The organism is Achromobacter insolitus, assembly GCF_002209555.1.
Lineage (GTDB): Bacteria > Pseudomonadota > Gammaproteobacteria > Burkholderiales > Burkholderiaceae_B > Achromobacter > Achromobacter insolitus.
Map to the genome: position 1 here is coordinate 250180 of NZ_NJIF01000003.1, position 25340 is coordinate 275519.

Annotated in this window: 26 protein-coding genes; 14 read left to right on the forward strand and 12 right to left on the reverse strand. The window is 64.6% G+C overall.

Annotated features, from left to right (window positions below; translation table 11 throughout):
• The first annotated feature begins 73 nt into the window (after positions 1-73).
• Both CEY08_RS11395 and CEY08_RS11400 read left to right on the forward strand, forming a co-directional pair.
• Complete coding sequence (locus CEY08_RS11395) at positions 74-1168, forward strand: serine hydrolase domain-containing protein (RefSeq protein WP_076813631.1); 1095 nt, start codon at positions 74-76, stop codon at positions 1166-1168.
• A gap of 60 nt (positions 1169-1228) precedes the next feature.
• A complete protein-coding gene (locus CEY08_RS11400) occupies positions 1229-2116 on the forward strand; it encodes a MipA/OmpV family protein (RefSeq protein WP_063640558.1) in 888 nt (295 codons plus the stop codon).
• 83 nt (positions 2117-2199) lie between these two features.
• On the opposite strand, the gene CEY08_RS11405 is transcribed toward CEY08_RS11400, so the two are convergent.
• The 4 genes from CEY08_RS11405 to ugpB all read right to left on the reverse strand — a co-directional run bounded on the left by CEY08_RS11405 (position 2200) and on the right by ugpB (position 6620).
• Positions 2200-3288, reverse strand: coding sequence for a sn-glycerol-3-phosphate import ATP-binding protein UgpC (locus tag CEY08_RS11405; RefSeq protein ID WP_063640559.1), 1089 nt, complete (start codon positions 3286-3288; stop codon positions 2200-2202).
• A 65-nt stretch (positions 3289-3353) separates the two neighbouring features.
• A complete protein-coding gene (gene ugpE / locus CEY08_RS11410; protein ID WP_013393954.1) occupies positions 3354-4205 on the reverse strand; it encodes a sn-glycerol-3-phosphate ABC transporter permease UgpE in 852 nt (283 codons plus the stop codon).
• 21 nt (positions 4206-4226) lie between these two features.
• On the reverse strand, positions 4227-5108 hold the full coding sequence (gene ugpA / locus CEY08_RS11415) for a sn-glycerol-3-phosphate ABC transporter permease UgpA (protein WP_042793664.1): 882 nt from the start codon (positions 5106-5108) through the stop codon (positions 4227-4229).
• Positions 5109-5306: 198 nt separating this feature from the next.
• Positions 5307-6620 carry a sn-glycerol-3-phosphate ABC transporter substrate-binding protein UgpB gene (ugpB, locus tag CEY08_RS11420; RefSeq protein ID WP_042793663.1) on the reverse strand — a complete coding sequence of 438 codons (1314 nt, stop codon included), beginning with the start codon at positions 6618-6620 and terminating at the stop codon, positions 5307-5309.
• Between the two features lie 193 nt (positions 6621-6813).
• On the opposite strand from ugpB, the gene proC reads away from it, so the two are divergent.
• From proC to CEY08_RS11455, 7 genes are all read left to right on the forward strand, one after another.
• Positions 6814-7647 (forward strand): pyrroline-5-carboxylate reductase, encoded by an 834-nt coding sequence (gene proC, locus CEY08_RS11425; RefSeq protein WP_042793662.1) that lies wholly within the window; start codon positions 6814-6816, stop codon positions 7645-7647.
• The gene (locus CEY08_RS11430) at positions 7644-8213 is read left to right on the forward strand and encodes a queuosine precursor transporter (protein ID WP_042793661.1); all 570 of its coding nucleotides are present in this window, start codon (positions 7644-7646) and stop codon (positions 8211-8213) included. Before proC ends, CEY08_RS11430 begins: the two co-directional genes overlap by 4 nt.
• A gap of 441 nt (positions 8214-8654) precedes the next feature.
• Complete coding sequence (locus CEY08_RS11435; RefSeq protein ID WP_076813629.1) at positions 8655-9770, forward strand: high-affinity branched-chain amino acid ABC transporter substrate-binding protein; 1116 nt, start codon at positions 8655-8657, stop codon at positions 9768-9770.
• A gap of 189 nt (positions 9771-9959) precedes the next feature.
• Positions 9960-10886, forward strand: a complete 927-nt coding sequence (gene livH / locus CEY08_RS11440; RefSeq protein ID WP_042793659.1) for a high-affinity branched-chain amino acid ABC transporter permease LivH — start codon at positions 9960-9962, stop codon at positions 10884-10886.
• Positions 10886-12121, forward strand: coding sequence for a high-affinity branched-chain amino acid ABC transporter permease LivM (locus tag CEY08_RS11445; RefSeq protein ID WP_042793658.1), 1236 nt, complete (start codon positions 10886-10888; stop codon positions 12119-12121). The genes livH and CEY08_RS11445 overlap by 1 nt, the downstream gene beginning before the upstream one ends.
• Positions 12118-12885: a high-affinity branched-chain amino acid ABC transporter ATP-binding protein LivG gene (livG, locus tag CEY08_RS11450; RefSeq protein ID WP_042793657.1), complete on the forward strand. Its 768-nt coding sequence runs from the start codon at positions 12118-12120 to the stop codon at positions 12883-12885. Before CEY08_RS11445 ends, livG begins: the two co-directional genes overlap by 4 nt.
• Positions 12885-13586, forward strand: coding sequence for an ABC transporter ATP-binding protein (locus CEY08_RS11455; RefSeq protein WP_042793656.1), 702 nt, complete (start codon positions 12885-12887; stop codon positions 13584-13586). Before livG ends, CEY08_RS11455 begins: the two co-directional genes overlap by 1 nt.
• Positions 13587-13653: 67 nt before the next feature.
• On the opposite strand, the gene cuyB is transcribed toward CEY08_RS11455, so the two are convergent.
• Genes cuyB through CEY08_RS11470 form a run of 3 tightly spaced genes read right to left on the reverse strand, consistent with a single transcriptional unit; the run spans position 13654 to position 16836 of the window.
• Positions 13654-14388 carry a cysteate racemase gene (gene cuyB, locus CEY08_RS11460; RefSeq protein ID WP_042793655.1) on the reverse strand — a complete coding sequence of 245 codons (735 nt, stop codon included), beginning with the start codon at positions 14386-14388 and terminating at the stop codon, positions 13654-13656.
• Between the two features lies 1 nt (position 14389).
• Positions 14390-15856, reverse strand: coding sequence for an N-acyl-D-amino-acid deacylase family protein (locus CEY08_RS11465; RefSeq protein WP_076813627.1), 1467 nt, complete (start codon positions 15854-15856; stop codon positions 14390-14392).
• Positions 15857-15858: 2 nt separating this feature from the next.
• Positions 15859-16836: a Bug family tripartite tricarboxylate transporter substrate binding protein gene (locus tag CEY08_RS11470; protein ID WP_063640563.1), complete on the reverse strand. Its 978-nt coding sequence runs from the start codon at positions 16834-16836 to the stop codon at positions 15859-15861.
• Between the two features lie 133 nt (positions 16837-16969).
• On the opposite strand from CEY08_RS11470, the gene CEY08_RS11475 reads away from it, so the two are divergent.
• Positions 16970-17941, forward strand: coding sequence for a LysR family transcriptional regulator (locus tag CEY08_RS11475; protein WP_076813624.1), 972 nt, complete (start codon positions 16970-16972; stop codon positions 17939-17941).
• A 38-nt stretch (positions 17942-17979) separates the two neighbouring features.
• On the opposite strand, the gene CEY08_RS11480 is transcribed toward CEY08_RS11475, so the two are convergent.
• A complete protein-coding gene (locus CEY08_RS11480; RefSeq protein WP_076813621.1) occupies positions 17980-18591 on the reverse strand; it encodes a glutathione S-transferase family protein in 612 nt (203 codons plus the stop codon).
• An 81-nt stretch (positions 18592-18672) separates the two neighbouring features.
• On the opposite strand from CEY08_RS11480, the gene CEY08_RS11485 reads away from it, so the two are divergent.
• Together CEY08_RS11485 and CEY08_RS11490 are read left to right on the forward strand one after the other, a co-directional pair.
• Positions 18673-19827 (forward strand): PQQ-dependent sugar dehydrogenase, encoded by a 1155-nt coding sequence (locus CEY08_RS11485; protein ID WP_088607670.1) that lies wholly within the window; start codon positions 18673-18675, stop codon positions 19825-19827.
• A 5-nt stretch (positions 19828-19832) separates the two neighbouring features.
• Positions 19833-20471 carry a glutathione S-transferase family protein gene (locus tag CEY08_RS11490; protein WP_076813618.1) on the forward strand — a complete coding sequence of 213 codons (639 nt, stop codon included), beginning with the start codon at positions 19833-19835 and terminating at the stop codon, positions 20469-20471.
• A 6-nt stretch (positions 20472-20477) separates the two neighbouring features.
• Here the strand turns inward: CEY08_RS11490 and CEY08_RS11495 are convergent, their stop codons facing one another.
• Together CEY08_RS11495 and CEY08_RS11500 are read right to left on the reverse strand one after the other, a co-directional pair.
• Positions 20478-21392, reverse strand: coding sequence for a DMT family transporter (locus CEY08_RS11495; RefSeq protein ID WP_076813616.1), 915 nt, complete (start codon positions 21390-21392; stop codon positions 20478-20480).
• Between the two features lie 66 nt (positions 21393-21458).
• Entirely contained in the window at positions 21459-21836 is a 378-nt protein-coding gene (locus tag CEY08_RS11500) for a DUF423 domain-containing protein (RefSeq protein WP_042793649.1), read from the reverse strand.
• Positions 21837-22029: 193 nt separating this feature from the next.
• Between CEY08_RS11500 and parS the strand changes: the two genes are divergently transcribed.
• Positions 22030-22494 carry a type II RES/Xre toxin-antitoxin system antitoxin gene (gene parS, locus CEY08_RS11505; RefSeq protein ID WP_042793648.1) on the forward strand — a complete coding sequence of 155 codons (465 nt, stop codon included), beginning with the start codon at positions 22030-22032 and terminating at the stop codon, positions 22492-22494.
• Positions 22491-23006, forward strand: a complete 516-nt coding sequence (locus CEY08_RS11510) for an RES family NAD+ phosphorylase (RefSeq protein WP_063640568.1) — start codon at positions 22491-22493, stop codon at positions 23004-23006. The genes parS and CEY08_RS11510 overlap by 4 nt, the downstream gene beginning before the upstream one ends.
• A gap of 2 nt (positions 23007-23008) precedes the next feature.
• On the opposite strand, the gene CEY08_RS11515 is transcribed toward CEY08_RS11510, so the two are convergent.
• Both CEY08_RS11515 and CEY08_RS11520 read right to left on the reverse strand, forming a co-directional pair.
• Positions 23009-24067, reverse strand: coding sequence for an alcohol dehydrogenase (locus CEY08_RS11515; RefSeq protein ID WP_063640569.1), 1059 nt, complete (start codon positions 24065-24067; stop codon positions 23009-23011).
• 62 nt (positions 24068-24129) lie between these two features.
• Positions 24130-25338: an ABC transporter substrate-binding protein gene (locus CEY08_RS11520; protein WP_076813614.1), complete on the reverse strand. Its 1209-nt coding sequence runs from the start codon at positions 25336-25338 to the stop codon at positions 24130-24132.
• Positions 25339-25340: the final 2 nt, after the last annotated feature.

Genomic DNA, 25340 nt, shown 5'->3' on the forward strand with positions numbered 1-25340 from the left:
AAAGCGGGAAAGATCGCGGGCAGGCGCGTGGCTAGCATGACGGCAGTTCTCCACAGAGGCATTGCCGTTAGCCATGTTATCCCTCAGCCGCCTGGTTGCCGTTGGTATGTTGCTGGTCGCCGCGGGCGGTTGCCAGGGCGTGCCTCCCGGTGCGCCGCCCACGATCGCCCAAGGCGACTACGATGCGGTCGTTGGCTATTTGGCAGCTCGCATCCCCTACGACATGAACGCGTCAAGGGTGCCAGGACTGTCGATCGCCATCGTGGACGACCAGCGGGTGGTGTGGAGCACGGGATTTGGCTACGCGGACCCTTTGCGCCACCGTAGCGCGACTAGCGACACGCTGTACCGCGTAGGCGCCATCACCAAGATCGTTACCGCCGCCGGCGTCCTGCGCGCCGCCGATGACGGCCGGTTGGCACTGGACCAGCCCGCCTCGCAGGCGCTGCCCGACTGGGACATCCAGCCCCGGCGCGGCGCCATGCAATGGCTGGGAGCGCATCCCTTCACTGCGCGCAATCTGCTGGGCGTGCATCCCTATTCGTTGGAAGACACCATGGGCCGCGCGCGCGCCGACATGGCTTACGCGCTGCTGGGCGACATGGTCGCGCATGTGGCCCGCGAACCCTTCGACACCTATGTGCGCCGCACGATCCTGCAGCCGCTGAACATGCCGCGCGCGGGGTTCCATCCCAGCCCGCGCATGCTCGAATTGCGTGCCGCGGGTTACCGCCGCGGCGAGCCGTGGACCGAGGCGCCACAGCCCAACGAGACGGCCGATGGATTGTGGCTCAGCACCTCGGAGATGGCGCGCTTCTCGAGCATGTTGTTTGGCGACGGCCTATTCCAGGGGCGCCGCGTGTTGAACGCCGAATCGGCCCGCGCGGTGCTGGACCTGGAGACGGTGGACGACGGCCTGGCGCTGGATTGCCGCTTCGCGCTTTCGTGGCTTGCGGCGCCTTGCGGCGAGGACGTCGCCGGCGGGTCCTTGCGCCAGCACAGCGGCGCCACTGAAGCCTTTCATTCCCGCTTTGTGCTGGCGCCGCGCGACAAGCTCGCGGTGCTGGTCATGAGCAACTCCGACACCAGCGAGCCGCTGGTGGCCTCGGTGTCGGCGATGGCGATGACACTGATGCGTCAGGCCAAGCAAAGCGCAATCACCCAATAGTTCGAGCCGCGCTCGGCTCGCTGCTTTTACACCCCTCAACCTCGTTTCTTGGAAGCAGTTATGAAGCGAAAATTGCGTTCTTCCCTGTTCACACGCGGCACCGGCGCCGCGTGCCTGCTGGCATTTATCCCGGGATTGTCCCTGGCCGATGACGCTGCTACCAGTTCCGTCTACGGCCAGCGCGGAGCCAGCTCGCGGGGGTTGACCGTCGCCACCGGAGAGGGGGCGGCCGAAGAATGGCTGTTCTACGGCACGCTGGGCGCCGGCTACGCGCCGCGCTACAGCGGGAGCGACGAATACTCCGCGGTGCCCATCATCGGCCTGGGCGTGCGCAGCCCCGGCGGCTTCTTTCTCAGCACCGACCACGGATTGGGTTGGGAGACGCAGGCGTTGGACAGCACTTTCCGGTTCTACCTGGCGCCCAGCGCGTCACGCAAGGACCACAAAAAGGGATTCGAAGGATCGGACAAGCTACGCGGCATGGGCGACATCGAGAGCCGGGCGCAGATCGGCATGGACGCGGAAACGACGCTGGGTCCCGTGACCCTCTCGGCAACGATCGCGCATGCATTCAAAAAGGGCGACGACCGGGACGTGGGAAGCGCCTACACGATGTTCAACCTGGGAGCGAGCACGACGGTGTACGAGGGCAGCGCCGGGGCAATATCGCTGGCCTTGTCCAGCACCTTCGGCGACGGCAACTACATGCGCACGTGGTATGGCGTGAGCGGCAAGCAATCAGCGAAATCCGGCTACCGCAAATATAGTCCCACAGGGGGCCTGGAAAGCGTGGCCCTGGGCGCGACCTGGACAGTGCCGCTGGGCAAGTCCTGGGCCTGGACGACGGCCGCGGAAGCGCGGCGCCTGTATGGCGACGCGGCCGACAGTCCTATCGTGAAGGACCGCGCGCAGTACACCATTGGCACCATGGTGACCTACTCGTATTGATCGGGGAGAGCGGCCCGCTCCCGGACGGGGGGCGGGCAAGACGGAACCGGGCGGGCCGTGCCGCCGGTTCCGTTGGCGGGGCGTTACAGGCCTTGCACGCGGCGGCCGCTATCGGCCTCGAACCAGTGCAGCGGATGGCGGCCATCCGGACCCACGTTGACGCGGTCGCCGACCTTGGCCGACGATTCCGACAGTTGGCGGGTAGTGCAACGCACGACCAGCATGGACTTGCCGCAGCGGCAGTGGACCAATTGTTCGGAGCCCAGCGTTTCCACCATTTCGACCTCTGCCGGCACGCCTTGCGTGTTCAGCAGCATGTGCTCGGGGCGCATGCCCATGATGACCTTGCGCCCGCGCACCTGCGAGGGCACCTGCAGCGGCGAGATGTCCAGCGCCGTGCCGTCCAGGGTCTGTAGCGTGCCATCGCCCGCGACATTCACTTCCACCAGGTTCATGGGCGGCGAGCCGATGAAGCCGGCGACGAAAGTCGAGGCCGGTTTCTCAAATACTTCCATCGGCGTGCCGATCTGCTCGGGCACGCCCTGGTACATGACGATCATGCGGTGGGCCAGCGTCATGGCCTCGACCTGGTCGTGCGTCACGTACAGGCTGGTGGTGCCCAGGCGGCGGTGCAGCTTCATGATTTCCAGACGCATCGCCACGCGCAGCTTGGCGTCCAGGTTGGACAAGGGTTCGTCGAACAGGAAGACCTTGGGTTCACGCACGATCGCGCGGCCCATGGCCACCCGTTGGCGTTGTCCGCCCGACAGCGCGCGCGGGCGGCGGTCCAGCAGATGGCCGAGTTCCAGGATCTGCGCGGCGACGTCCACGCGCTTTTTGATCTCGTCCTTGGAGAACTTGCGGATCTTCAAGCCGTAGGCCATGTTCTCGAACACGGTCATGTGCGGGTAAAGCGCATAGTTCTGGAACACCATCGCGATGTCGCGTTCGGCGGGCTCCAGATTGTTGACGACCTTACCGTCGATGACGATTTCGCCGCTGGTAACGGTTTCCAGGCCGGCGACCATGCGCATCAGCGTGGACTTGCCGCAGCCCGACGGGCCGACGATGACGATGAATTCACCGTCCTTGACGTCCATGTCGATGCCATGGATGACCGGCACGTTGCCGGCGTAGGTTTTCTTGACGTTGCGGAAGCTGAGAGTAGCCATGAGTTATTCGTGTTCGGAGTCGTGTTCGGGTGGGCGGCAAGCCGCAGGCGCGGCGTGGGGGGCCATCATTTTTCAGTGTCGACCAGGCCCTTGACGAACCATTTCTGCATCAGGATCACAACCAGCGCGGGCGGGATCATCGCGAGCATGGCGGTGGCCATGGTGATGTTCCATTCGGTCACGCTGTCGCCGCCGCTGATCATCCGTTTGATGCCGATGACGACGGGGTACATGTCTTCCTGCGTGGTGACCAGCAGGGGCCACAGATACTGGTTCCAGCCGTAGATGAACTGGATCACGAACAGCGCTGCGATGCTGGTCTTGGACAGGGGCAGCAGCACGTCGCGGAAGAAGCGCACCGGGCCTGCGCCGTCGATCCGCGCGGCCTCGATCAGCTCGTCCGGCACCGTCAGGAAGAACTGGCGGAACAGGAAGGTCGCCGTCGCCGATGCGATCAGCGGCAAAGTGAGACCGGCGTAGCTATTGAGCAGCCCCAGGTCGGCCACGACTTTGTAAGTGGGCGCGATGCGGACCTCGACCGGGAGCATCAGGGTGACGAAGATCATCCAGAAGAAGAACATGCGGCCGGGGAAGCGGAAGTACACCACCGCGAAGGCCGACAGCAGCGAGATCGCGATTTTGCCGATGGAAATCGCCAGCGCCATGATCAGGCTGACGTACATCATGCGGCCCACGGGCGCGCCCGAGGAGCCGCCGGACGAGCCGCCGAACAGCGCCTGCATGTAGTTGTCGACGAAATGCTTGCCGGGGATGAGGGACATCGGCGCGGAAGCCACTTCCTGCGCGGTCTGGGTGGACGCGACGAAAGTGACGTAGAGCGGAAATGCCACCATCGCCACGCCGCAGAGCAGAATGACGTGGGCCAGAATATCCAGCCAGGGACGGCGTTCAACCATTGTTTGTAGCCTCGGACAAAATCAATACTGCACTTTGCGGTCGACGTAGCGGAACTGCACGACCGTCAAGGCAATCACAATGAACATCAGAACCACCGACTGGGCCGCGGACGAACCGAGATCCAGGCCGCGGAAGCCGTCGCTGTACACCTTGTAGACCAGGATGGAGGTCGACGTGCCGGGACCGCCTTGCGTGGTCGTATCCACCACGGCGAAGGTGTCGAAGAAGGCATAGATGATATTGACCACCAGCAGGAAGAACGTGGTGGGCGAGAGCAGCGGAAACACAATGCTCCAGAACCGGCGGGACGGGCTGGCGCCGTCGATCGCGGCGGCTTCGATCAGCGAGCGCGGAATCGACTGCAAGCCGGCCAGGAAGAACAGGAAGTTGTACGACACCTGCTTCCACACCGCGGCGATCAGCACCAGGGTCATGGCCTGGTTGCCGTCCAGGCGAGGGTTCCAATCGACGCCGGCATGGCGCAGCGCCACGGCCAGGATGCCGACGGAAGGCGAAAACAGGAACAGCCACAGCACGCCCACGACGGCGGGGGCCACGGCATAGGGCCAGATAAGCAGCGTCTTGTAGAGGCCGGCGCCGCGAATCACGCGGTCCGCCATGACGGCCAGCAGCAAGGACACGCCCAGCCCGACCACCGCCACGAGGATCGAGAACACGGCGGTGACACGGAAGGAATCCAGATACGCCTGTTGCGAGAACAGGTCGATGAAGTTGTCCAGGCCGACGAACTCGGACGACAGTCCGAAAGCATCTTCCAGCCGCAACGATTGCCACATGGCCTGGCCGGCCGGCAGAAAGAAGAAGACCACGGTAATGATGATCTGCGGCAGGAGCAGCAGATAGGGCAAGGTCTTGTGCCCGAATACAACGCGTTTTTCCATAGGGGGAACCCAAGGTACAGAAAAGCGGCGGTTGGAGTAACCGCCGCCTGAAACCGCCTTCGTAAAATACGACAGGCTTAAAGCCCTAAAAAAAGCAGGGCCTTAAGCCTTGTACTGCGTGGTGCGAAAGAGCCCAAGTCCTTGCTACGGCATGGAAAATACCGATTGACAGGACCGGGGCCGTATTTCAGAAGGGCGTTACTTTACACTCTTCTCAAACTTTTCCAGCAGTTCGTTGCCGCGCTTGACGATGCTCTCGGCGCCGTCCTTGGCGCTGACCTTGCCCGACACAATGCGTTCGATTTCAGCGTCTTCGATTTCACGGATCTGGGGGAGGAAGCCCAGGCGCAGACCGCGCGATTGCGCAGTGGTTTCGACGTTCAACTGCTTGACGCCGACTTCGGTGCCCGGGTTCTTGTCATAGAAGCCATCTTTCTTGGTCAGCTCGTAAGCGGCCTTGGTGACCGGCACGTAGCCGGTCTGCTGGTGCCAGCGAGCGGCGATTTCCGGGCTGGCCAGGAACTTGAAGAAGGCGGTGACGCCCTTGTAGGTTTCGGGCTTCTTGTTGGCGAAGACCCAGAGCGAAGCGCCGCCGATGATGGTGTTCTGCGGCGCGCCTTGCACGTCGGCGTAATAGGGCAGGGTCGAGGTGCCGAATTCGAACTTGGCGTTCTTGGCGATGTTGGCGCGCAGGCCCGAGGAGCCGGTGATCATCGCGCACTTGCCGCTGATGAAGAGCGAGTTCGGCTCGTCGCCGCGTCCGCCGTACATGAAGATGCCTTCCTTGCCCAGCTTGGCCAGGTTTTCCAGGTGGCGCACGTGCAGCGGGGTGTTGATGGCGATGCGCGCATCCAGGCCGCCAAAGCCGTTGTCCTTGGTGGCGTAAGGCACGTTATGCCAGGCCGAGAAGGTTTCCAGCTGGACCCACGACGGCCAGGACGTCGTGTAGCCGCATTCCTGGCCGGCGGCCTTCAGCTTCTGGCCGGCGGCGGCAAGCTCTTCCCAGGTCTTGGGCGGCTTGTCGGCATCCAGGCCAGCCTTCTTGAAGGCATCCTTGTTGTAGTAGAACACCACGGTCGAGCTGTTGAAGGGCATCGACACCAGCTTGCCGTCGGCCGACGAGTAGTAGCCAGCCACGGCGCCGATGAATTCCTTGGGGTCGATCGGGTTGCCGACTTCTTCGGACATCTGTTGCACCGGCTTGATGGCGCCCTTGGCGTACATCATGGTCGCGGTGCCGACTTCGAAAACCTGGAGGATGTCGGGAGCATTGCCGGCGCGGAACGCGGCGATGCCGGCGTTCATGGATTCACCGTAGTTGCCCTTGTAGACTGCCTTGACTTGGTAGTCGGGGTTCTTTTTATTGAATTCGTCGACCAGGCCGTTCACGCGGTCGCCCAGCGCGCCTTCCATGGAGTGCCAGAATTGGATCTCGGTGGCGGCATGCGCGGACGCGCCCGCGAAAGCCGTCATGATGGCGGCAAAGGTTAAGGCAATACGGTGGGATCGCATAGAGAGGTTCCTCCAGTTGGGCGTGACGCGGCCGGGTTGTCCGAGCGCGGAAAACACGACACCTTATGAATTGTTTGTGACAAAACCGTGACTTTCACATCACTCTAAACGCCTGTCAAATTGCGCGTTTTAGGCGCGAACGAACATTTTTCTTTTTTTTCCCAACGAGAACTACCGTCTACAATCGTCTCCTATGAAAAACGAACTTTCGATTGCGTTCATCGGCGGCGGCAATATGGCAGCCGCCCTGGCTTCAGGCCTGGCCGGCAAAGTATGCGCCGCCGGCAACATTCATGTCATTGACATTAACCAGGATTCGCACGCCGCGTGGCAGGCCCGCGGCATGACCACCGCGACGGCTCCCAGTGAAGCCCTGGCGGCCTGCCGGGTGTGGGTGTTCGCTGTCAAACCACAGAACATGAAAGACGTTGTGGCTTCCACGCGTCAGTGGCTGCGCGACGACACTTTGGTGGTAAGCGTGGCGGCGGGTATCCGCGCCGACACGCTGGCTGGTTGGCTGGGCACGCCGGAGGCCCCGTTCCAGCGCTTGGTGCGCTGCATGCCCAATACCCCGGCCCTGGTGGGCGCGGGCATCACCGGCCTGGCCGCATTGGACGGGGTGGACGCCGCCGACCGTGACCTGGCTGCGCGCCTGTTGTCCAGCGTGGGGGAGGTCGTCTGGGTGGCGGATGATGCGGCGCTGGATGGCGTCACTGCCTTGTCCGGCAGCGGGCCCGCCTATGTTTTCCTGTTCCTGGAGGCGCTGGTGGCCGGCGGACAGAAGGTCGGCCTGACCGCCGAACAAGCCAAGCAACTGGCGTTGGGCACCTTGGCCGGGGCTACGCGCCTGGCGGCCGAGTCGTCGGAGCCGCTTTCCACGCTGCGCGAACGCGTCACCTCCAAGGGAGGCACCACGGCGGCCGCGCTCAATGCCTTTGGCGCGGCGGGTTTTGCCGGCATCGTCGAAGACGCCATGGCCGCCGCCGCGCAGCGTTCGCGCGAACTGGCGGAGGAATTCGGAAAATGACGGTTGCGGGCGGGAGCGCAGCCTCCCGGCGTTTTGCCTCGATGAGCCGGCCGCAGTTTGCCATCGCCGTGCTGTGCATGCTGGTGGTCGTGGTCGGCTCGAACATCCTGGTCCAGGTGCCCCTGAACAACTGGCTGACCTGGGGCGGGCTGTCGTATCCGGTGGCTTTCCTGGTGACCGACGTGCTGAACCGCCGGTTCGGGCCGGCGGCGGCGCGCCGGGTGGTCTGGTTCGGCTTCGCCGCGGCCCTGGTGGTGTCTGTGTGGGTAGCGTCGCCGCGTATCGCGCTGGCCTCGGGGCTGGCCTATATCTGCGCCCAACTGGTCGACATCCAGGTGTTCGACCGCTTGCGAGATCAGCGCTGGTGGCGCGCGCCTCTGGTATCCGGCGTATTGGGGGCCATCCTGGACACAGCCGTCTTCTTCAGCGTCGCGTTTGCCGCTACCGGAGCGCCGTGGATGACCTGGATGATGGGCGATCTCGCCATCAAGCTCGCGGTCAACATCAGCATGCTTGCGCCATTCCGGGCGCTGATGTGGAATCTGGCCAAACCGGCCAACGCGTGAAAGCGATGAAGTAGAGGGGGGCAGCGCCTGCAGGCGCGCCCCTTTTTTCTGGCTCGAGCGGCGGATTACTACGCGCGTTAATCATTATTCGTAAGGCCCGCGTAAGCACTGTATTTAAATGCGTCTTTAAACAGTGTATTAATCGCCGCGAATATATATCGCCAAGCACAAGTTGCCCGTCCGCGCCAGATATTAAATAAGGTTTTCTTGCGGATTCCCCAGCGATTTCATGGGCTTGTGGCTGCTATCCGTCACGATTAAAGGCCGTCGGCAAAATATTGGGGATTACACGCAGTGACAGTATGGCGGCTTGCTTCCAGAATACCGCCCACACCGTGATTTTGCCCAAGAAGCCGGCGACGGGCGATGCGGATTAACGGATTACCCACCCGATAAACCGCACCGGACAGAGCCGCTCAAAACCTCGCTGGAGAACTCCGCATGAAGTTTCTGAATCGCCTTACCCCGGTAGCCATGGCGCTTGGGGCACTTGCCTTGGCTGGCGCCGCGCACGCCGCCGACACGATCAAGATTGGCATTCCCCAGCCCATGACCGGCCCCAATACGCAATACGGCGACCAGATCCAGGCCGGCGCATTGACCGCTATCGAGACCATCAACGCCAAGGGCGGCGTCAAGGGCAAGAAGCTCGAGCCCATTCTCATCGACGACGGCTGCGAACCCAAGCAGGCCGTGCCGGCCGCCAACCGCGTGGTCAACTCCGGCGCCAAGTTCGCCGTGGCCCATGCCTGCTCGGGCGTGACCGTGGCTGCCGTGAAGGTCTACGAGGAAGAGGGCATCGTTGGCATCACCCCGGGCGCGACGTCGCCGCTGGTGACCGACACGATCAAACCGCACTTCTTCTTCCGCACCATCGGCCGCGACGACCAGCAAGGTCCGTATGCCGCCAACTACATCGCCAAGACCTTGAAGCCCAAGAAGGTCGCCGTGCTGCACGACAAGCAGACCTACGGTTCTGGCGTCGCTACCCAGGTGCGCGACACGCTGACCAAGGACGGCGTGAACGTCGCCATGTTCGAAGGCATCAACGTCGGCGACAGCGACTACTCGGCCATCATCACCAAGCTGAAGTCCGCTGGCGTGGACCTGGTCTACTTCGGCGGCTACCACCCCGAACTCGGCCTCTTGCTGCGCCAGTCGCGCGAACAAGGCCTGAAGGTTCAGTTCATGGGTCCGGAAGGCACGGCCAACCAGGATCTGGTGGCGATCGCCGGTCCGGCCATCGAAGGCCTGCTGGTCACGCTGCCCGCGGACTTCACCAAGCTGCCCGGCAACGAGAGCATCGTGAAGGCCTTCAAGGATGCCAAGCGCGATCCGGATGGCGCTTTCCAGATGCCGGCTTACGCCGCAGTGCAGATCCTGGCCGACAGCATCAACGCAGTGGGCGAAGATCCCGCCAAGGTGGCTGACTACATGCACAAGACCAAGTTCTCCACCGGCATCGGCCCGGTCGAGTACGACGCCAAGGGCGACCTGAAGAACTTCGAGTTCGCCGTCTACAAATGGGACAAGGACGGCAAGAAGACCCAGCTGTAAACTCGCGATCCCGCCGGCGTCGCCGGCGTGTAGGGCCTGTCGTCCTCGTTCTGCCGTAATCCGCGTAGCGATGCGCCAAAAGCGCTGTGCGGCCGGCAGGCGCAGATGCCAGGCCCTTATAAAATACGCCCAGGTTTCCGGCTCCGGGTCTTACCACCGGGGCCGGAACCATTTGGAGCAAGAGAAATAATGTCTGACCTCATACCCCAACTTACCCAGCAATTCTTCAATGGATTGTCTCTGGGCGCGATCTATGCGTTGATTGCCATCGGCTACACAATGGTCTACGGCATCATCGGTATGATCAACTTCGCTCACGGCGAAATCTATATGATCGGCGCCTATGTCGGCCTGGTCACGTTGACGGCCATCGGCACCAATAGCGGTTTGCCAATACCGTTCATCATCGCGGCCATGCTGGTCGTGGCCATCGTCGTCACAGGCATCTATGGCTTCAGCGTCGAACGCGTCGCCTACCGGCCGGTGCGCGGCAGTCCCCGTCTGGTGGCGCTGATTTCCGCCATCGGTATGTCGATCTTCCTGCAGAACTGGGTCGCGCTCGGGCAAGGCGCGCGCGACATGGCCGTGCCTTCGCTGGTGTCGGGCGCGTGGCAGTTCCACATGGGTTCCGACTTCGATGTGACGGTGCCGTATTCGCGCATCATGATCATCGTGGTCACCGTGGTGCTGATGATCGCGCTGACGCTGTTCATCAAGTATTCGCGCATGGGCCGCGCCTCGCGCGCCTGCTCGCAGGACATGCACATGGCGAATCTGCTTGGCATCGACACCAACCGCGTGATCTCGTTCACGTTCGTGATGGGCGCGATCCTGGCGGCGGTGGGCGGCGTGCTGATCGCCATCACCATCGGCAAGCTCAATCCCTTCATCGGCTTCCTGGCCGGCATCAAGGCCTTTACCGCGGCGGTGCTGGGCGGCATCGGCAGCATCCCCGGCGCCATGCTGGGCGGCGTGCTGCTCGGGCTGGCCGAGACCTTTGCGGCTGCCTATATCTCCTCACAGTACAAGGACATCGTGGCGTTCTCGCTGCTGATCCTGATCCTGCTGTTCCGTCCCACCGGGCTGTTGGGCAAACCTGAGGTGGAAAAAGTCTGATGTCGAACAACAATCTGAAAAACGCCACGATGGCGGCCGTGCTGACGGCTGTCATCGTCACCCCCGTCTTTGGCCTGCAGCTGATCCGGCAGGGCGCGCGCACCACGATGGAGTCGAACTGGTCTCTGGTGGCGATTGCCGCCGCGATCGTGTTCGTATTCCAACTGCTGCGTCCCTGGATCGCCAAACCGTTCCAGAAGCTCAAGACGGGCCTGCCCACCTTGCCGGCTGCTCCCGCCAAGACCCATAAGCCGCTCGCGCTGCTGTTGTTGGCGATCGCGGTGATCTGGCCATTCTTTGCCGGGCGCAGCTCGGTGGACATCGCCACGCTGGTGCTGATCTACGTGATGCTGGGCCTGGGTCTGAACATCGTCGTTGGTTTTGCAGGCCTGCTGGACCTGGGCTTCGTGGGCTTTTATGCCGTCGGCGCCTATACCTACGCCTTGCTTTATCACTGGGGCGGCTGGAGCTTCTGGGAAGCGCTGCCGTTCTCGGGCGCCATGGCAGCGTTGTTCGGCTTCATCCTGGGCTTCCCGGTCTTGCGGCTGCGCGGCGACTACCTGGCCATCGTGACCTTGGGCTTCGGTGAAATGATCCGCCTGCTGCTGATCAACCTGAATACGCTGACGGGCGGTCCGGACGGCATTTCGGGCATACCCAAGCCGACGGTATTCGGCATGGAAATGACGCGCCGCGCCAGCACCGAGGGCGGCACCACGTTCCATGACTTCATGGGCTGGACGTTCCAGAACCAGGACATGGTGATCTATCTGTACCTGATGGCACTGTTGCTGGCGCTGGTCACGCTGTTTGTGTCGACGCGGCTGATCCGCATGCCTGTCGGACGGGCCTGGGAAGCGTTGCGCGAAGACGAGATCGCTTGCCGGTCGCTGGGGCTGAACCCCACGCGTATCAAGCTGTCCGCCTTCACGCTCGGCGCCATGTTCGCCGGTTTCGGCGGCGCGTTCTTTGCGGCGCGCCAAGGCATGGTGAACCCGGAGTCCTTCACCTTCATCGAATCCGCGCTGATCCTTGCCATTGTGGTGCTGGGCGGCATGGGCTCGCAGGTGGGCGTGATCCTGGCGGCCGTGCTGCTGACAGTGTTGCCCGAAGTGGCGCGCGAATTCGCCGAGTACCGGATGCTGATGTTCGGCCTGGTGATGGTATTGATGATGATGTGGCGTCCGCAGGGGTTGTTGCCCATGAAGCGTCCCCACGTGGAGCTGGCTAAATGAGCGAGGCATTGCTGAAAGTATCCGGACTCACCATGCGGTTCGGCGGCCTGTTGGCCGTGGACAGCGTGGCGTTCGAAGTCAAATCCGACGAGGTGTTCGCCATCATCGGCCCCAACGGGGCAGGCAAGACCACGGTATTCAACTGCGTGGGCGGCTTCTATGCGCCGACGGCCGGCGACATCGTCATGGACGGGAAGTCGATTACCGGCTTGCCCAGCCACAAGGTGGCGCGCCATGGGTTGGTGCGCACGTTCCAGAACGTGCGTCTGTTCAAGCAGCTGACGGTGCTGGAAAACCTGCTGGTTGCGCAGCACACCCAGGTCGAGGCGCGGCTGCTGCCGGGCCTGCTCAAGCTAAAGTCCTATCGCCAGTCCGAGTCCGACGCGCTGGCGCGCGCCGCGCAATGGCTGGATTTCATGGGCTTGCGCGAGTTTGCCAACCGGGAAGCCGGCAACCTGGCCTACGGCCACCAGCGCCGCCTCGAGATCGCGCGCTGCATGATCACCAAGCCGCGCCTCTTGATGCTGGATGAACCGGCGGCGGGCCTGAACCCTCAGGAAAAGCGCGATCTGCAGTCGCTGATCGACCAGCTTCGGCGCGAGTTCGGCGTCGCGGTGCTGCTGATCGAACACGATATGAGCCTGATCATGGGCATTTCCGACCGCATCCTGGTCATGGAGCACGGCAAGCCCATTACTACCGGCACCCCCGAGCAGGTGCGCAACGACGAGCGCGTCATCAAGGCGTACCTGGGGGAAGAATAATGCTGAAGCTGGATAACATTCACACCTACTACGGCGCCATCCAGGCGTTGAACGGGGTATCCGTGGAGGTCAACAAAGGCGAAATCGTCACCCTGATCGGCGCCAACGGCGCGGGCAAGACGACGTTGCTGATGACGGTCTGCGGCAATCCCCGGGCCAGGGAAGGGACGATCACGTTCGAGGGGGAGAACATCACCCATAAGGACACGCACCACATCATGCGTAATGGCATCGCCATTTCGCCTGAGGGGCGGCGGGTGTTCAAGGACCTGACCGTGGCCGAAAACCTGATGATGGGCGGCTTCTTTTCCAAGCGCGACGAGATCCAGGCCGGCATCGACCACGTGTACGGCTTGTTCCCGCGCCTGAAAGAGCGTGCCAGCCAGCGCGCCGGCCTGATGTCCGGCGGTGAACAGCAAATGCTGGCCATCGGCCGCGCGCTGATGACCCGCCCGCGCCTGTTGTTGCTGGACGAGCCGACGCTGGGCCTGGCTCCGCTCGTCATCGCCCAGATCTTCGACATCATCCGCGAGATCCGCGAACAAGGCGTGACCGTGTTCCTGGTGGAGCAGAACGCGAACAAGGCGCTGGGGGTGGCTGACCGCGGCTACGTCCTGGAAAACGGCCGCGTGGTGCTGCAGGACACCGGCGCCAACCTGCTCGTCAACGATCAGGTGCGCAAGGCGTATCTGGGCGGTTGATCCTATTCCCCGCGAAGGGAAATTGGGCGCATCGGAAGATGCGCTTTTTTTTCGTTTGCCGGCGGGGTCAGGCAGCCAGCAGTTGCTCGGCCTGATAGTGCGAGATCGCGGCGCGCGCTAGGGCATCGATGGAATCCGTCAGCGTCACGCCCAGGCTGGGACGCAGCGCGTGCGGCACGGCCAGCGGCAGTTCCGTGCAGCCGAGCACGACCGCATCGGCGCCGCGAGCCTTGAGGCGGGCGATGCATTCGGCGGCGGGAGCGTAGGCGTCTTCGAGACGGTTGGCCTTGACTGCGCGGATCGAGCCCATGCAATAGCGCTCGACTTCGTCGTCGTCCGGCACGATGCACTCGTAGCCTTGCGCTTCCAGATGGCGCTGGTAGAGGCCCAGCTTGAGCGTGGCGGCGGTGCCCATCAAGCCGATGCGGCCAGCGGGCAGGCCCAGGCGGCGCAGGTCGTCGATGACGGCCTGGATGATGTGCAGGACGGGCAGGCTGGTGGATGCCGCGATCTGGTCGTACCAGAGGTGGGCCGTGTTGCAGGGGATGGCGATGAGTTGCGCGCCGGCCTGTTGCAGAAAGCGCACGCCTTCTTGCATATAGGGCAGGGGATTTTCGCCGCCGGCCATGTAGGCGCTGGAACGGTCGGGGATGCGGGGGTCGTTGCGCAGCAGCGTGGGGATGTGCTGCTGATCGATGGCGGCGGGCGTCAGTGCCGCCAGGCGCAGGGCAAAGGCCGCGCCGGCCATGGGGCCCATGCCGCCCAATACACCCAGGTAACAACCCTGGGAATAGCTGTTCACGTTATTCACTCCGAGGTAATGCCATCCCGGGCGTCAAGACCTGGCCCGGGCGTTCGGTGCTGGTTGTTTCCCCGTCCCAGACCTGGCGGCCATTGACCCAAACTGCGTGGATGCCTTGGCTTGCCTGAATGGGAGCTGAAAAAGTGGCCACATCTGTCACCGTGGCGGGATCGAACAGCACCAGATCAGCATGATACCCCTCTCGCAGCAAGCCGCGCCCGGCGATGCCGTACTGGTCGGCGGCGAGCCCGGTCATTTTGTGGATCGCGGTCTCCAGGGTCAGCAGGCCCTGTTCTCGCACCATGGCGCGCAGCACGTTGGTGAACGTGCCCCATTGGCGAGGGTGCGGATGGGGGTCAAAGGGCAGGCCGTCGGAGCCCACCATGGTGAGCGGATGCGAGAAGATGCGGCCGACGTCGGCTGGGTCCATCAGGAAATAGATTGCGCCTGCGGGGGCCAGGCGCGCGATGGCGGCTTCGTCGTCCAGTCCCAGCTCCGCCATGACTTCATCGAAGTCGCGGCCGGTGGCTTCGGGGTAGCCCTTGGACCAGGTGATCATCGTCCGGCTTGCGAGCCGGACACGATCCAGGCGCAGCATGGTGGACGTGGCGGGGTAGGGATGGCAGTCCAGGCAGACAGGCTGCTGGGCGGCCGCGCGGCTGATCAGGTCCAGCGTTTCGCGGCTGCGGCCGTGGTTGCGTTCGCCCGCCAGCTTGTGGTGGGAAAACACGACTCGGCAATCGAGCTCGCGGCCGATCAACAACGCTTCCTCCATGGCCGGCACGATGTGGTCCGCCTCGTCGCGCAGGTGGGTGGCGTACACGCCGGGGCGGCCGCGCAACGGCGCGCAGACATCGATGATCTCATCGGTAGGCGCGGCGCTGGCAGGCGGGTAGAAGGTGCCGGTGGAAACGCCGAAGGCACCCGCGTCCAGCGCCTCTTGCAGCAGCTCGCGCATGCCGGCGCGTTCGCCTGCATCGGCGGCGCGCGAGGTGTCGTCCATGACGGCGACGCGCAGGGTGGTGTGCCCGACCAGCGGAACCACGTTGACGGCGGCAGGCGTGGCACGCAGCGCGTCCACCCAGGCGCGGAAGGTGCCGAAACGGAACAGTTCGGCCGGCCCCAGCAAGTCCAGCGGCTGCGGGATGGGGGTTCCTGCCAGCGGCGCCAGACTGATGCCGCAATTGCCGGTGACCACGGTGGTGATGCCCTGCGATACCTTGGGCAGCATGTCGGGGTGCGCCAGCAGGTAGCCGTCGTCGTGCGTGTGCGAATCGATGAAGCCGGGCGCCAGCGCCAGGCCGGCGGCGTCGATGACCGGGACGCCGGCGGGGTGGGCGAAATCGCCCACCGCGGCGATGCGGCCGTCACGCACCGCGAGGTCGCCGCGGCGGGCGGGGCCGCCCGTGCCGTCCACGAGAGTGGCGCCCGCCACGACGAAGTCTGCTTGCAGCATGCGCGCGCTCATGTTCAATCGAGCTTTTCGATGCCGGCGGCGTCGATGATCTGTTGCCACTTGGCGGTTTCGCGGTCGATCAGCTGCTTGAACTCCGCGGGCGAACCGCTGGCCGGTTCCGCGCCCAGCGTGGCCAGGCCGGTGCGCACTTCCGGAGCCTGCAGGGCCTTCTGGATGGCGGCGTTCAGCGTGGCCACCACTTCCGCCGGCGTGCCCTTGGGGGCAACCACGCCACCCCAGGCGACCGTCTCGTATCCCTTCAGCCCGGCCTCGTCCAGGGTGGGTACGTCGGGCATCAGCGCGAGGCGTTTCAGGCTGCTCACGCCGATGGCGCGTACCTTGCCGCTCTTGACCAGCGGAGTCGCCTCAGACGTATTGACAAAGAGGTAGTCCAGGCGACCGCCCAGCAGGTCCTGGATGGCGGCCGGCCCGCCGTTGTAGGGAATGAACATGACGTTGACGCGGGCCATGCTCTTGAAGAGTTCGCCGCCCATGTGGCCGGTGGTACCCACGCCCGATGCTCCATAGGACAGGCGGCCGGGTTCCTTGCGAGCGCGGTCGATCAGGTCCTGCACACTCTTGATGGGCGAGTCCGCCGGCACGATCAGCGCGTTGTACAGGTCGAACAGATGGGCCACGGGCGTCAGGTCCTGGTCCACGTCATACGGCAGGCGCTTGAACAGCGAGCGGTTGACGGCCAGCGTGTTGATGTTGCCGTAGCCCACGGTGTAGCCGTCGGGGGCCGCGCGCTTGACCAGCGCGATGCCGATATTGCCGGCGGCGCCGGGACGGTTTTCGACCACCACGGTGGCGCCCGTGTCGCGCGCCAGCTGGGTGGTGATCAGGCGCGACAGCACGTCGGGCGAGCCGCCCGCGGCGGACGGCACCACGAAGGTGATGGGCTTGTCGGGATAAGCGCCGGCGTTGGCGCTGGCCGACAGGACGGCGCCGAACGCCAGCGCGGAAAGGCCGCGGAACAGTTTGCTGCGCATGGTGGATTCCCCTTGGTTTTGTGGTGTTGAGGCCGGCAGGTTACACCCCGCGCTGGCGCTCGCCCTCATCGAAAAATGTCGAAAACCTATAATCGGGCGTTATCGGTTTGGTGCTGAATTGCCAGGGGAAAAAATGGATGCGCATGCCTACGCGGACGAGGTCGGACCCACTGCCGGGCGGCCTTTGAACCTGCGCCAGATCGAGGTGTTCCGGGCCATCATGATGGCCGGATCGATCAGCGGCGCGGGCCGCATGCTCCACGTGTCGCAGCCTGCCGTCAGCCGCGTGCTGGCATTGACCGAGAGCCGGCTGGGTTACAAGCTCTTTGAGCGCGTGAAGAGCCGGTTATCGCCGACGGCCGAAGCGCGGCGGCTGTACGCCGAGGTGGAGCAGGTCTATGGCGGCATACAGCGCGTGAATGACCTGGCTGCCAGCCTGGGCCAATCGGGCGCAGGCATGCTCAAGATTGTTGCCAGCGCCAGTTTCGGACAACGCCTCATCCCGATGGCGCTGGACCGCTTCCGCGGACGCAACGCCGACGCGCGCGTCGATTACCGCAGTGTGACGTTTGATGAGCTGGCGGCGTATTTTCTGTCCGGCCAGGCGGACATAGGCGTGTCGATGCAGCCGCCCGATCATCCCAACCTGAGGTCCATGCGCCTGGCGCGGGTGCCCGTCATCTGCGTATTGCCGGCGGGCCATCCGCTGGCGGCGCGCGACGTGATAAGGCCTGAGGATTTCTCCACCGCGGCATGGATCGGTTATCCGCGAGACACACCGCTGGCGCGCGCGCTCAAGCCCTTCTTCGGAGAAGGGCCGGCGTGCGCGGCGGCGGTGGAGGTGCATTCACCGGTGACGGCCTGTTCGTTCGTGCAGCAAGGCTTGGGACAGGCCTTGGTCGACGCCTGGTGCGTCACGCCGGACCAGGCGGCGCACATGGTGCTGCGCCCGATCTGGCCGCAGGCCGGCGTGGATATCTGGGCCACGCATTCGAACCTGAGCGCGCCGCCCTTGCTGGCGCGGCGCTTTCTGGCGGCGGTGAAGAAAACACTGGAAGAGGGCGCGCCGCCCGATATGGCCGAGGCGCCCGGCGCTTCCAGCTGAGGGCTTGCGCCTGCGCGGCAAGCCCGGCCTCTGTGGCCTTACAGACCTTCGGCCTTGAGCGCGGCCTGCACGCCCTTGTCGGCTTCCATGCGCTTGAAGAAGGCGGCCAGGTTGCCCAGGCCGGACAGGTTCACTTCCTTGGCATGCGCCCAACGCAGCACCACATACAGGTAGGCGTCGGCGATGGAAGGCTTGTCGCCCGTCAGATAGGACTTGCCCGCGAGTTGTCCGTCCAGCTGCGCGAACAGCTTGGTCAGCAGCGCGGAAGCGGAAGCAGCCAGCTCTTTCTGGGCAGCTTCGTCGCCCAGGAAACGCTGCGCGCCGAAGAGCATCGAGAACGTCTTGTGGATGTCCGAGTTGATGAAACCGAGCCAGCGGCGCACTTCGGCGCGCGAGCGGGGCGTATCGTCGCCCAGCAGTTTCAGTTCCGGGGCGTGTTCAGCCAGGTACTCGAGAATCGCGGCGTTCTGCGTGACGGCCCATCCGTCGTGGGCCAACGCCGGCACGGCGCCCAGGGGATTGACCTTCAAGAACTCCGGACTCTTGAGCTCGTCGCGGCTCAGCTTGTGCGTTTCGTAAGGTTTGCCAATCCATTCCAGGACGATGTGGGACGCGAGCGAGCATGCGCCGGGCATGTAGTACAGTTTCATCAGATGGGGTCTCCTGAGAGCAAGGACGGGGATCTCCGTTCCTGGCCCGATATGGTACGCCACCCGTTGCCGGAGATGCCCATGCCGTCACGCCCCGCCGCGATCACGCGCGCCTTGTTCCTGCCGCTCTGCCTGAGCGCCGCGCTGACGGTGTCCGCGCAGCCTGGTCCCGAACCCGCATCCGTCCCGGCCCGTGTCACGGCCGTGGTGGGCGGACTGAATCATCCTTGGGGCATGGCCTTTCTGCCGGAAGGCGGCGTGTTGATCACAGAGCGTCCGGGCAACTTGAGGCTATTGCGCATTCCGGGCGGGTTGTCCAAGCCGCTGGCCGGTGTGCCCAAGGTCGCCGCGCAAGGTCAGGGCGGCCTGCTGGACGTGGCGCTTTCGCCGGACTTCGCCAAGGACCGGTATGTCTACCTGTCCTACGCAGAGGCCGACGGTTCAAAGAGCGGCACGGCGGTGGGCCGCGGCCGCCTGTCCGTCGACGGCGCGGCGCTGGAAGATTTTCGCGTGTTGTTCCGGCAGGAGCCAAAGCTGTCGTCGGGCCTGCATTACGGGTCGCGCCTGGTGCTCGACGGCAAGGGCTATCTCTACATTTCCTTGGGCGAAAACAACCAGCGGCCCACGGCCCAGGACCTGGACAAGCTGCAAGGCAAGGTGGTGCGCCTGAAGGCCGATGGCTCCGTGCCGCCCGACAATCCCTATGTGGGCCAGGCCGGCGCACGCCCGGAAATCTGGTCCTATGGACATCGCAACCCGCAGGGCATGGCGCTCAATCCCTGGACCGGCCAACTCTGGGAAAACGAACATGGGCCTCGCGGCGGGGATGAGATCAATCTGGTCCGGCGGGGCAAGAACTATGGCTGGCCGCTGGCCACCCATGGCATCAATTATTCGGGCCAGCCCATTCCTGAAGCCAAGGGCGGCGACCTGGCGGGCATGGAGCCGCCGTTGTACTGGTGGCCGAAGTCACCGGCCATCAGCGGCATGGCCTTCTACAACGCGGACCGGTTTCCGGCGTGGCGCAACTCCGTATTCATCGGCGCTCTGGCCAACCAGAATCTCATCCGCCTCACTCTGGACGGCGACCGCGTCGTGGGCCAGGAGTGGCTGCTGACGGACCGCAAGCAGCGGATACGCGACGTGCGGCAGGGGCCGGACGGCTACGTATACGTGTTGACCGACGCCTCGCCGGGCGAGTTGCTGCGCCTGGCGCCGGCAGACTCCGGAGGATGAACGCGATGAAACCGTATGAGCTGATCGGGTCCGCTGGCTGCGGGTCCGCCATCGTCGAGATGGCGCTGGTGCTGGCCAACGTGCCGCATACGTTGACAGACCTGCCGTACCTGAAACCCTGCGCCGAGCGCGACCGGCTGCTGCAATTGAATCCGCTCGGACAGGTGCCCACCCTGGTCCTGCCAGACGGCGAGATCATGACCGAAAGCGCCGCCATGATCCTGCACCTGAACGACGTGGCGCCGCAGGCGGGACTTGCCCCCACCCCGGACAAGCCGGAGCGGGCGCGCTTTCTCAATCTGTTGATCCGCCTGGTGGCGGCGATCTATCCCACGTTTACCTACGGGGACAACCCGCCGCAATGGACCACCGAGGGGCCTGCGGCCGAGCTGTTGCGGCAGCGGGTGCATACGCGCCGCGCGGATATCTGGCAGGAGCTGGAGCGCCAGGCGGGCGCCCCGCATATGCTGGGCCGGCGTTTTTCAGCGCTGGACCTGTACGTCACGGTCATGACGCGCTGGCGTCCGGGGCAGGCGTGGTTCGCGTCCGAGTGTCCGGCCCTCACGGCCGTGGCGCGCGAGGCGGCGCTCGAGGCCAACGTGGCTCGGGTGCTGCGGCGGCACTTTCCGCCGCCCACGGAATAGACGGCGTCAGCGTTGGGAGGCTTTGCGAGTCCGGGACTTGGCCCGCGCCTCGCGCAAGGCGATATAAACGCCGCTGCCGGCGATGAAGAGCGCGCCCAGATAAGCATAGGCGTCGGGCGTCTCACGCCAGAAGATCCAGCCCAGGACGGTGGCCCAGATCAGTCCGGTGTAGTCGAAAGGCGCAACCACCGATGCCGGGCCGATGCGGAATCCCTGCGTGATGAGCGCAAGGCCCAACGTGCTGAACAACGCCACCGCGCCGAAATACGGCAAATCCGCGACGGCCGGCGGCTCCCACACGAGGGGCAGCGCGACCGCGCTGCATACCAACTGGCCCAGGACGATGTACAGGGTGGTCGTCAGCATGCCTTCATTGCGATTGATGCCGCGGGCCGTGATCATCATCACTCCGTATAGCAATGCGGTGATTAGCGGCAACAGGGTTGCCGCCTGGAAGGTCGCGGCGCCGGGACGCACCACGATCAGCACGCCCGCAAAACCGGCCAGCACGGCCAGCCAGCGCTTGCCGTCCACGCGTTCTTTCAACACCAGCACGGACAGCGCGGTGACGAACAAGGGCGCGGCGAAGGCAATGGCGGTAGCCTCGGCCAGTGGCAGCGTGCGCAGCCCCAGATAAAAACAGTAGGCTGAGACCACGTTGATGGCGCCGCGCGTCAGGTGCAGCCCGGGATGGGCGGTACGGAGCACCCGGCGTCCGCCCAGCCACAAGGCCAGCGCGGTGACGAAGGGCAGGGCGATGAGCGCCCGCAGGAACAGGATCTGCAGCGGGTTGTAGTTGGCACCCAGCCACTTGGCGTTGGCGTCGCTCAAAGTCAGGAAGAAAATGCCGCCCACCACACAGGCGATGCCTGCGGCAGCGGATTGATTCTGGGCAGCGGGGAGTACGGAAGAGGTGGACATCTACAGCCTGGGGGTTGGCGGTTCCGGCCGCCTGAATGTGGGAAAGGAGAGAAGGCGCGCGCGTGTTCAGCTCTGGGAGCGATAAGCCGCCAGCGCGACCATGCCCCACGACGCCAGGAACGCCACTCCGCCGAAGGGCGTGACGGCCCCCAGCCAGTGCGTGCCCGTCAGGGACAGCAGGTAGAGGCTGCCGCTGAACAGTACGATGCCCGCGAACATCACCATGCCGGCAGCCGACAGCAGCGGCGAGCCATAACGGGCGCCCAGCAGCGCAACGACGAACAGGCCCAGCGCATGAACCAGGTGGTAAAGCACACCGGTCTGCCAGACGGACAGCAACTCCGGCGTAAGCATGCGCTTGAGGCCATGGGCGCCGAATGCGCCCGCGCCCACGGCCACCATTAGATTCAACGCCGCGAGTATCGTCAGCTGTCGGTCCGTCATCGCCAGTCCTTGGAAGTGTCTGATTAATCGTGTTACAGCCGCCTATGATATGCCCAAATCTGTTAACCGCTGGGGCATGGACGGAATTGGGGGCGGATCTTGTTACGGGGATTCCAAATGAGATATTATGAATTCAATTTGGAAAACAGCTACGCCGGCAAAGCCCGGTGTAGCGCCTAGCCGGAGCTGAGCCATGAGCATAGCCGTCCCCGAAAAATCCACCGACAAACGCGCCACACGCCATGCCGCGCGTGCCAAGCAGTTGTTCCGCAGCCTGGTGGACAGCCCCCTGATCGACATGGCGCGCGATGTGCGCCGCGGGCTGCCGGCCCAGATGGTGGACGACGCAGCCGACTACCTGCAGGTGCCCAAGTCGGAAATCATGGCCATTACCGAGGTCAAGGCGGCGTCGCTGTCGCGCTGGAGCCGCGAGGGCCATATGCTGCCCCTGGGCGAGTCCGACCGCCTGGCCCGCGTCGCGCGGGTGGCGCGGGTGGCGCGCCAGGTGCTGGGCAGCGACGAAGAAGCGGTGGCCTGGCTGAATACCCCGGTGCCGGCGCTGGGCAACGTCAAGCCGCTGTCGCTACTGACTTCGGACGCCAGCAGCCGTATCGTCGAAGATACGCTGGCGCGCGCCGCAGCCGGCGTCTACGCATGACGGACGACAGCATTTCGATCTGGCGCATCGGGACCACGGCGGGCAAGTACCGGGCCGACGATCTGAGCGGGGCGGGCGCAGCGGCGGTGGGCGGGCGCTACAACAGCCCAGGCACGCCGGTGGTCTATGCGTCGGCAAGCGTGTCGATGGCGGTACTGGAAACGGTGGTGCACTTCGCGGCTCGCGCATCCGAGCAAGCCAATCGCTACCTGATCGAGCTGGCCGTGCCGCGCGCCGTGCACGAGGCTCGCCAGACCCTGAGTCTCACGCAGCTGCAGGAAGATTATCCCTTCTGGGATGCCGTGCCTTTCGCGGAAGCGTCGCAGGCCGTGGGCGACAACTGGGTGCAGTCCGGGGTGTCGGCATTGCTTGAACTGCCCAGCGCCATCGTGCCGTATCGGGGCGTGCCGGACTGTAATTTCCTCATCAATCCTGCGCACCCCGATGCGGAGCACATCGTGGTGGTGCGGCGCGAACGCTTCATTTACGATCCGCGCCTGCGCCCCGCCTGAGCTCAGTTGGTGAGCACGGCGCGGCCAACGACCTTGCCGGCTCGCAGCGATGCGAGCACGCTGTCGGCCTCGGCCAATGCATGCCGGTGCACCGGCATGGGCGGCACCTTGCCGGCCCTGACCAGTTCCATGAGTTCCTGCAGCTCTGTCAGGTTGCCGACGTAGCTGCCGACGATGGAAAGGGCCTTCATGGGGATCAGCGCGATGGGCCAGGACGATGCGCCGCCAAACAGGCCCACGATGATCAGCTTGCCGCCCTTGGTCAGGAAGTCGAAGGCGAGCGAGGTGGTCGCGGGCGCGCCCACAAGGTCGATCGCGGCCTGCGCGGGCTTGCCGCCGGCCGCTTTGATGATCTGCTGCGCGGCATCGGGCGCCGCGCCGTCGATCGCAGCCAGGGCGCCTGCCTCCAGCGCGGCCTGGCGCTTGGCGGGGTCGATGTCCACCACGATGGCGCCCGCGCCGCCCAGCGCCTTGATCAGCGTGAGGCTCATCAAGCCCAGACCGCCAGCGCCAAAGATAACCACCGGATGCGAACGGTAGACGTCGGCGCCGATCTTCTTCAGCGCGGAATACGTGGTGAGCCCGGAGCAGGCATAGGGCGCAATCTGCGCGGGATCCAGGTCGCCGATATCGATCAGGTAGCGCGGATGCGGCACCAGGATGTGGTCCGCGTACCCGCCGGCGCGGTGTACCCCAAGGCAGGCGGGCGCGGAGCAGTGGTTTTCCATTCCGGCGAGGCAAGGCGGGCATTGGCCGCAGCCGATCCATGGATAGACCAGGTAGTTGCGGTCGGCGGCAAGTCCCTGGGCCTGCGGGCCAGCCGAGACGACGGTTCCCACGGTTTCGTGGCCCATGGTCAGCGGAAGCGAGACGCCGCGGTCCTTCAACGACAGCGTGCGGCCCTGGCCGAGGTCGTAGCCGCCTTCCCACAAGTGGATATCGCTGTGGCAAACCCCCGCCGCGCGGACCTTCAACAGCACCTGCGACCCCTGGGGCGTGGGCGTGGGCTGGTCCATTTCCTGCAAGGGCTCACGGAAGTTCACGACGCAATAGCACTTCATGGGATGTCTCCTCCTAGGTGTTTTCTACTGCCGGCCCGCTGGGCGGGCGCGGCGTGGCAAGGCTATTTCTTCACGGTCGGGCATTCACTGTCCGCCAGAGCTACGAAGACCTTTTCGCCCGGTACCGTGGACAGGATGCGGTAGAAGTCTCCCGGATACTTGGATTCGGCGGGTTTCTTCACTTCAACCAGATACAGGTCCATGATGACGCGGCCGTCTTCGGGACGCACCCGGGCATTCTTGATCAGTTTGGTGGTGATCGGCAACTCGCGCATCTTCTGGTTGACCGCGGCGCCCTCGAAAGTGCCTGCGGCCTGCGCGGCTTGCAGATAGTGAGTCGTGGCGACGTAGCTTAGCGCCTGCACGATGGAAGGCGCGCGCGTCACGCCCATTTTCTTTTGCCAGCGCTGGGTCCAGGCGCGGGTGTCGTCGTCAGCGTCCCAGTAAAAGCCGGTGGGGAAGGTCAGGCCTTGCGCCACGGGCAGGCCCATCGCCTGCACATCGTTGATGAAGGTCAGGAAGGTCAGCATGCGCTGCCTGCCACCGGTCAGCCCGAACTCCTGGGCCTGCTTGATCAGGTTGACCAGGTCGCCGCCAGCGCTGGCCAGGCCAACCACGTCGGCCTTGGAAGATTGCGCCTGCACCAGGAATGAAGCGAAATCCAGCGCGCCCAGCGGATGGCGCGTGCTGCCCAGCACCTTCCCGCCGGCCTTATCCACGAAGCGCGAGGCATTCGCTTCGAGCGATTTGCCGAATACGTAGTCAGTGGTGATGAAGTACCAGGATTTGCCGCCGCTCTCGACCACGCTCTTGACCACGGCGTTGGCCAAGGCGTAGGTGTCGGGCGCCCATTGCGTGCTGAGGTTGCTGCATTGCTTGCCGCTGAAGTCGCCGGCGAAGCCGCCGCTGATGAGCGCGGTACCGCCTTTTTCCCGCGCCACGCCCTGGGCGGCGAGGCCGGCGGAGCTGGCGCCGCCGTCCACGACTGCCACCAGTCCCTGCGTGTCGAACCAGCGGCGGACCAGGGCGGAGGCCACGTCCGCCTTGTTCTGGTTGTCCGCGCCGATCACTTCTACGGTCTTGCCGGCGACCTTGCCGCCAAAGTCCTCGACCGCCATGCGAACCGCCATTTCCGAGCCCAGGCCGCCCAGGTCGGAGTAAATGCCGGATCGGTCATTGGATACGCCCAGGCGCACGACGTCGGATTGGGCTTGTGCCGCGCAGGCGGCCAGCGAGGCGGCGAGCGCCGCCAGTAGGGGTTTGATACGCATCT

Coding starts and splice junctions, on each gene's coding strand:
- CEY08_RS11435 (WP_076813629.1), top strand. CDS start 8,655: ATGAAGTTTCTGAATCGCCTTACCCCGGTAGCCATGGCGCTTGGGGCA.
- livG (WP_042793657.1), top strand. CDS start 12,118: ATGAGCGAGGCATTGCTGAAAGTATCCGGACTCACCATGCGGTTCGGC.
- CEY08_RS11395 (WP_076813631.1), top strand. CDS start 74: ATGTTATCCCTCAGCCGCCTGGTTGCCGTTGGTATGTTGCTGGTCGCC.
- CEY08_RS11480 (WP_076813621.1), bottom strand. CDS start 18,591: ATGAAACTGTACTACATGCCCGGCGCATGCTCGCTCGCGTCCCACATC.
- CEY08_RS11445 (WP_042793658.1), top strand. CDS start 10,886: ATGTCGAACAACAATCTGAAAAACGCCACGATGGCGGCCGTGCTGACG.
- ugpE (WP_013393954.1), bottom strand. CDS start 4,205: ATGGTTGAACGCCGTCCCTGGCTGGATATTCTGGCCCACGTCATTCTG.
- CEY08_RS11495 (WP_076813616.1), bottom strand. CDS start 21,392: ATGTCCACCTCTTCCGTACTCCCCGCTGCCCAGAATCAATCCGCTGCC.
- livH (WP_042793659.1), top strand. CDS start 9,960: ATGTCTGACCTCATACCCCAACTTACCCAGCAATTCTTCAATGGATTG.
- CEY08_RS11515 (WP_063640569.1), bottom strand. CDS start 24,067: ATGAAGTGCTATTGCGTCGTGAACTTCCGTGAGCCCTTGCAGGAAATG.
- ugpB (WP_042793663.1), bottom strand. CDS start 6,620: ATGCGATCCCACCGTATTGCCTTAACCTTTGCCGCCATCATGACGGCT.
- CEY08_RS11455 (WP_042793656.1), top strand. CDS start 12,885: ATGCTGAAGCTGGATAACATTCACACCTACTACGGCGCCATCCAGGCG.
- CEY08_RS11520 (WP_076813614.1), bottom strand. CDS start 25,338: ATGCGTATCAAACCCCTACTGGCGGCGCTCGCCGCCTCGCTGGCCGCC.
- CEY08_RS11500 (WP_042793649.1), bottom strand. CDS start 21,836: ATGACGGACCGACAGCTGACGATACTCGCGGCGTTGAATCTAATGGTG.
- CEY08_RS11470 (WP_063640563.1), bottom strand. CDS start 16,836: ATGCGCAGCAAACTGTTCCGCGGCCTTTCCGCGCTGGCGTTCGGCGCC.
- CEY08_RS11510 (WP_063640568.1), top strand. CDS start 22,491: ATGACGGACGACAGCATTTCGATCTGGCGCATCGGGACCACGGCGGGC.
- CEY08_RS11430 (WP_042793661.1), top strand. CDS start 7,644: ATGACGGTTGCGGGCGGGAGCGCAGCCTCCCGGCGTTTTGCCTCGATG.
- CEY08_RS11475 (WP_076813624.1), top strand. CDS start 16,970: ATGGATGCGCATGCCTACGCGGACGAGGTCGGACCCACTGCCGGGCGG.
- CEY08_RS11490 (WP_076813618.1), top strand. CDS start 19,833: ATGAAACCGTATGAGCTGATCGGGTCCGCTGGCTGCGGGTCCGCCATC.
- parS (WP_042793648.1), top strand. CDS start 22,030: ATGAGCATAGCCGTCCCCGAAAAATCCACCGACAAACGCGCCACACGC.
- CEY08_RS11465 (WP_076813627.1), bottom strand. CDS start 15,856: ATGAGCGCGCGCATGCTGCAAGCAGACTTCGTCGTGGCGGGCGCCACT.
- CEY08_RS11405 (WP_063640559.1), bottom strand. CDS start 3,288: ATGGCTACTCTCAGCTTCCGCAACGTCAAGAAAACCTACGCCGGCAAC.
- CEY08_RS11400 (WP_063640558.1), top strand. CDS start 1,229: ATGAAGCGAAAATTGCGTTCTTCCCTGTTCACACGCGGCACCGGCGCC.
- CEY08_RS11485 (WP_088607670.1), top strand. CDS start 18,673: ATGCCGTCACGCCCCGCCGCGATCACGCGCGCCTTGTTCCTGCCGCTC.
- proC (WP_042793662.1), top strand. CDS start 6,814: ATGAAAAACGAACTTTCGATTGCGTTCATCGGCGGCGGCAATATGGCA.
- ugpA (WP_042793664.1), bottom strand. CDS start 5,108: ATGGAAAAACGCGTTGTATTCGGGCACAAGACCTTGCCCTATCTGCTG.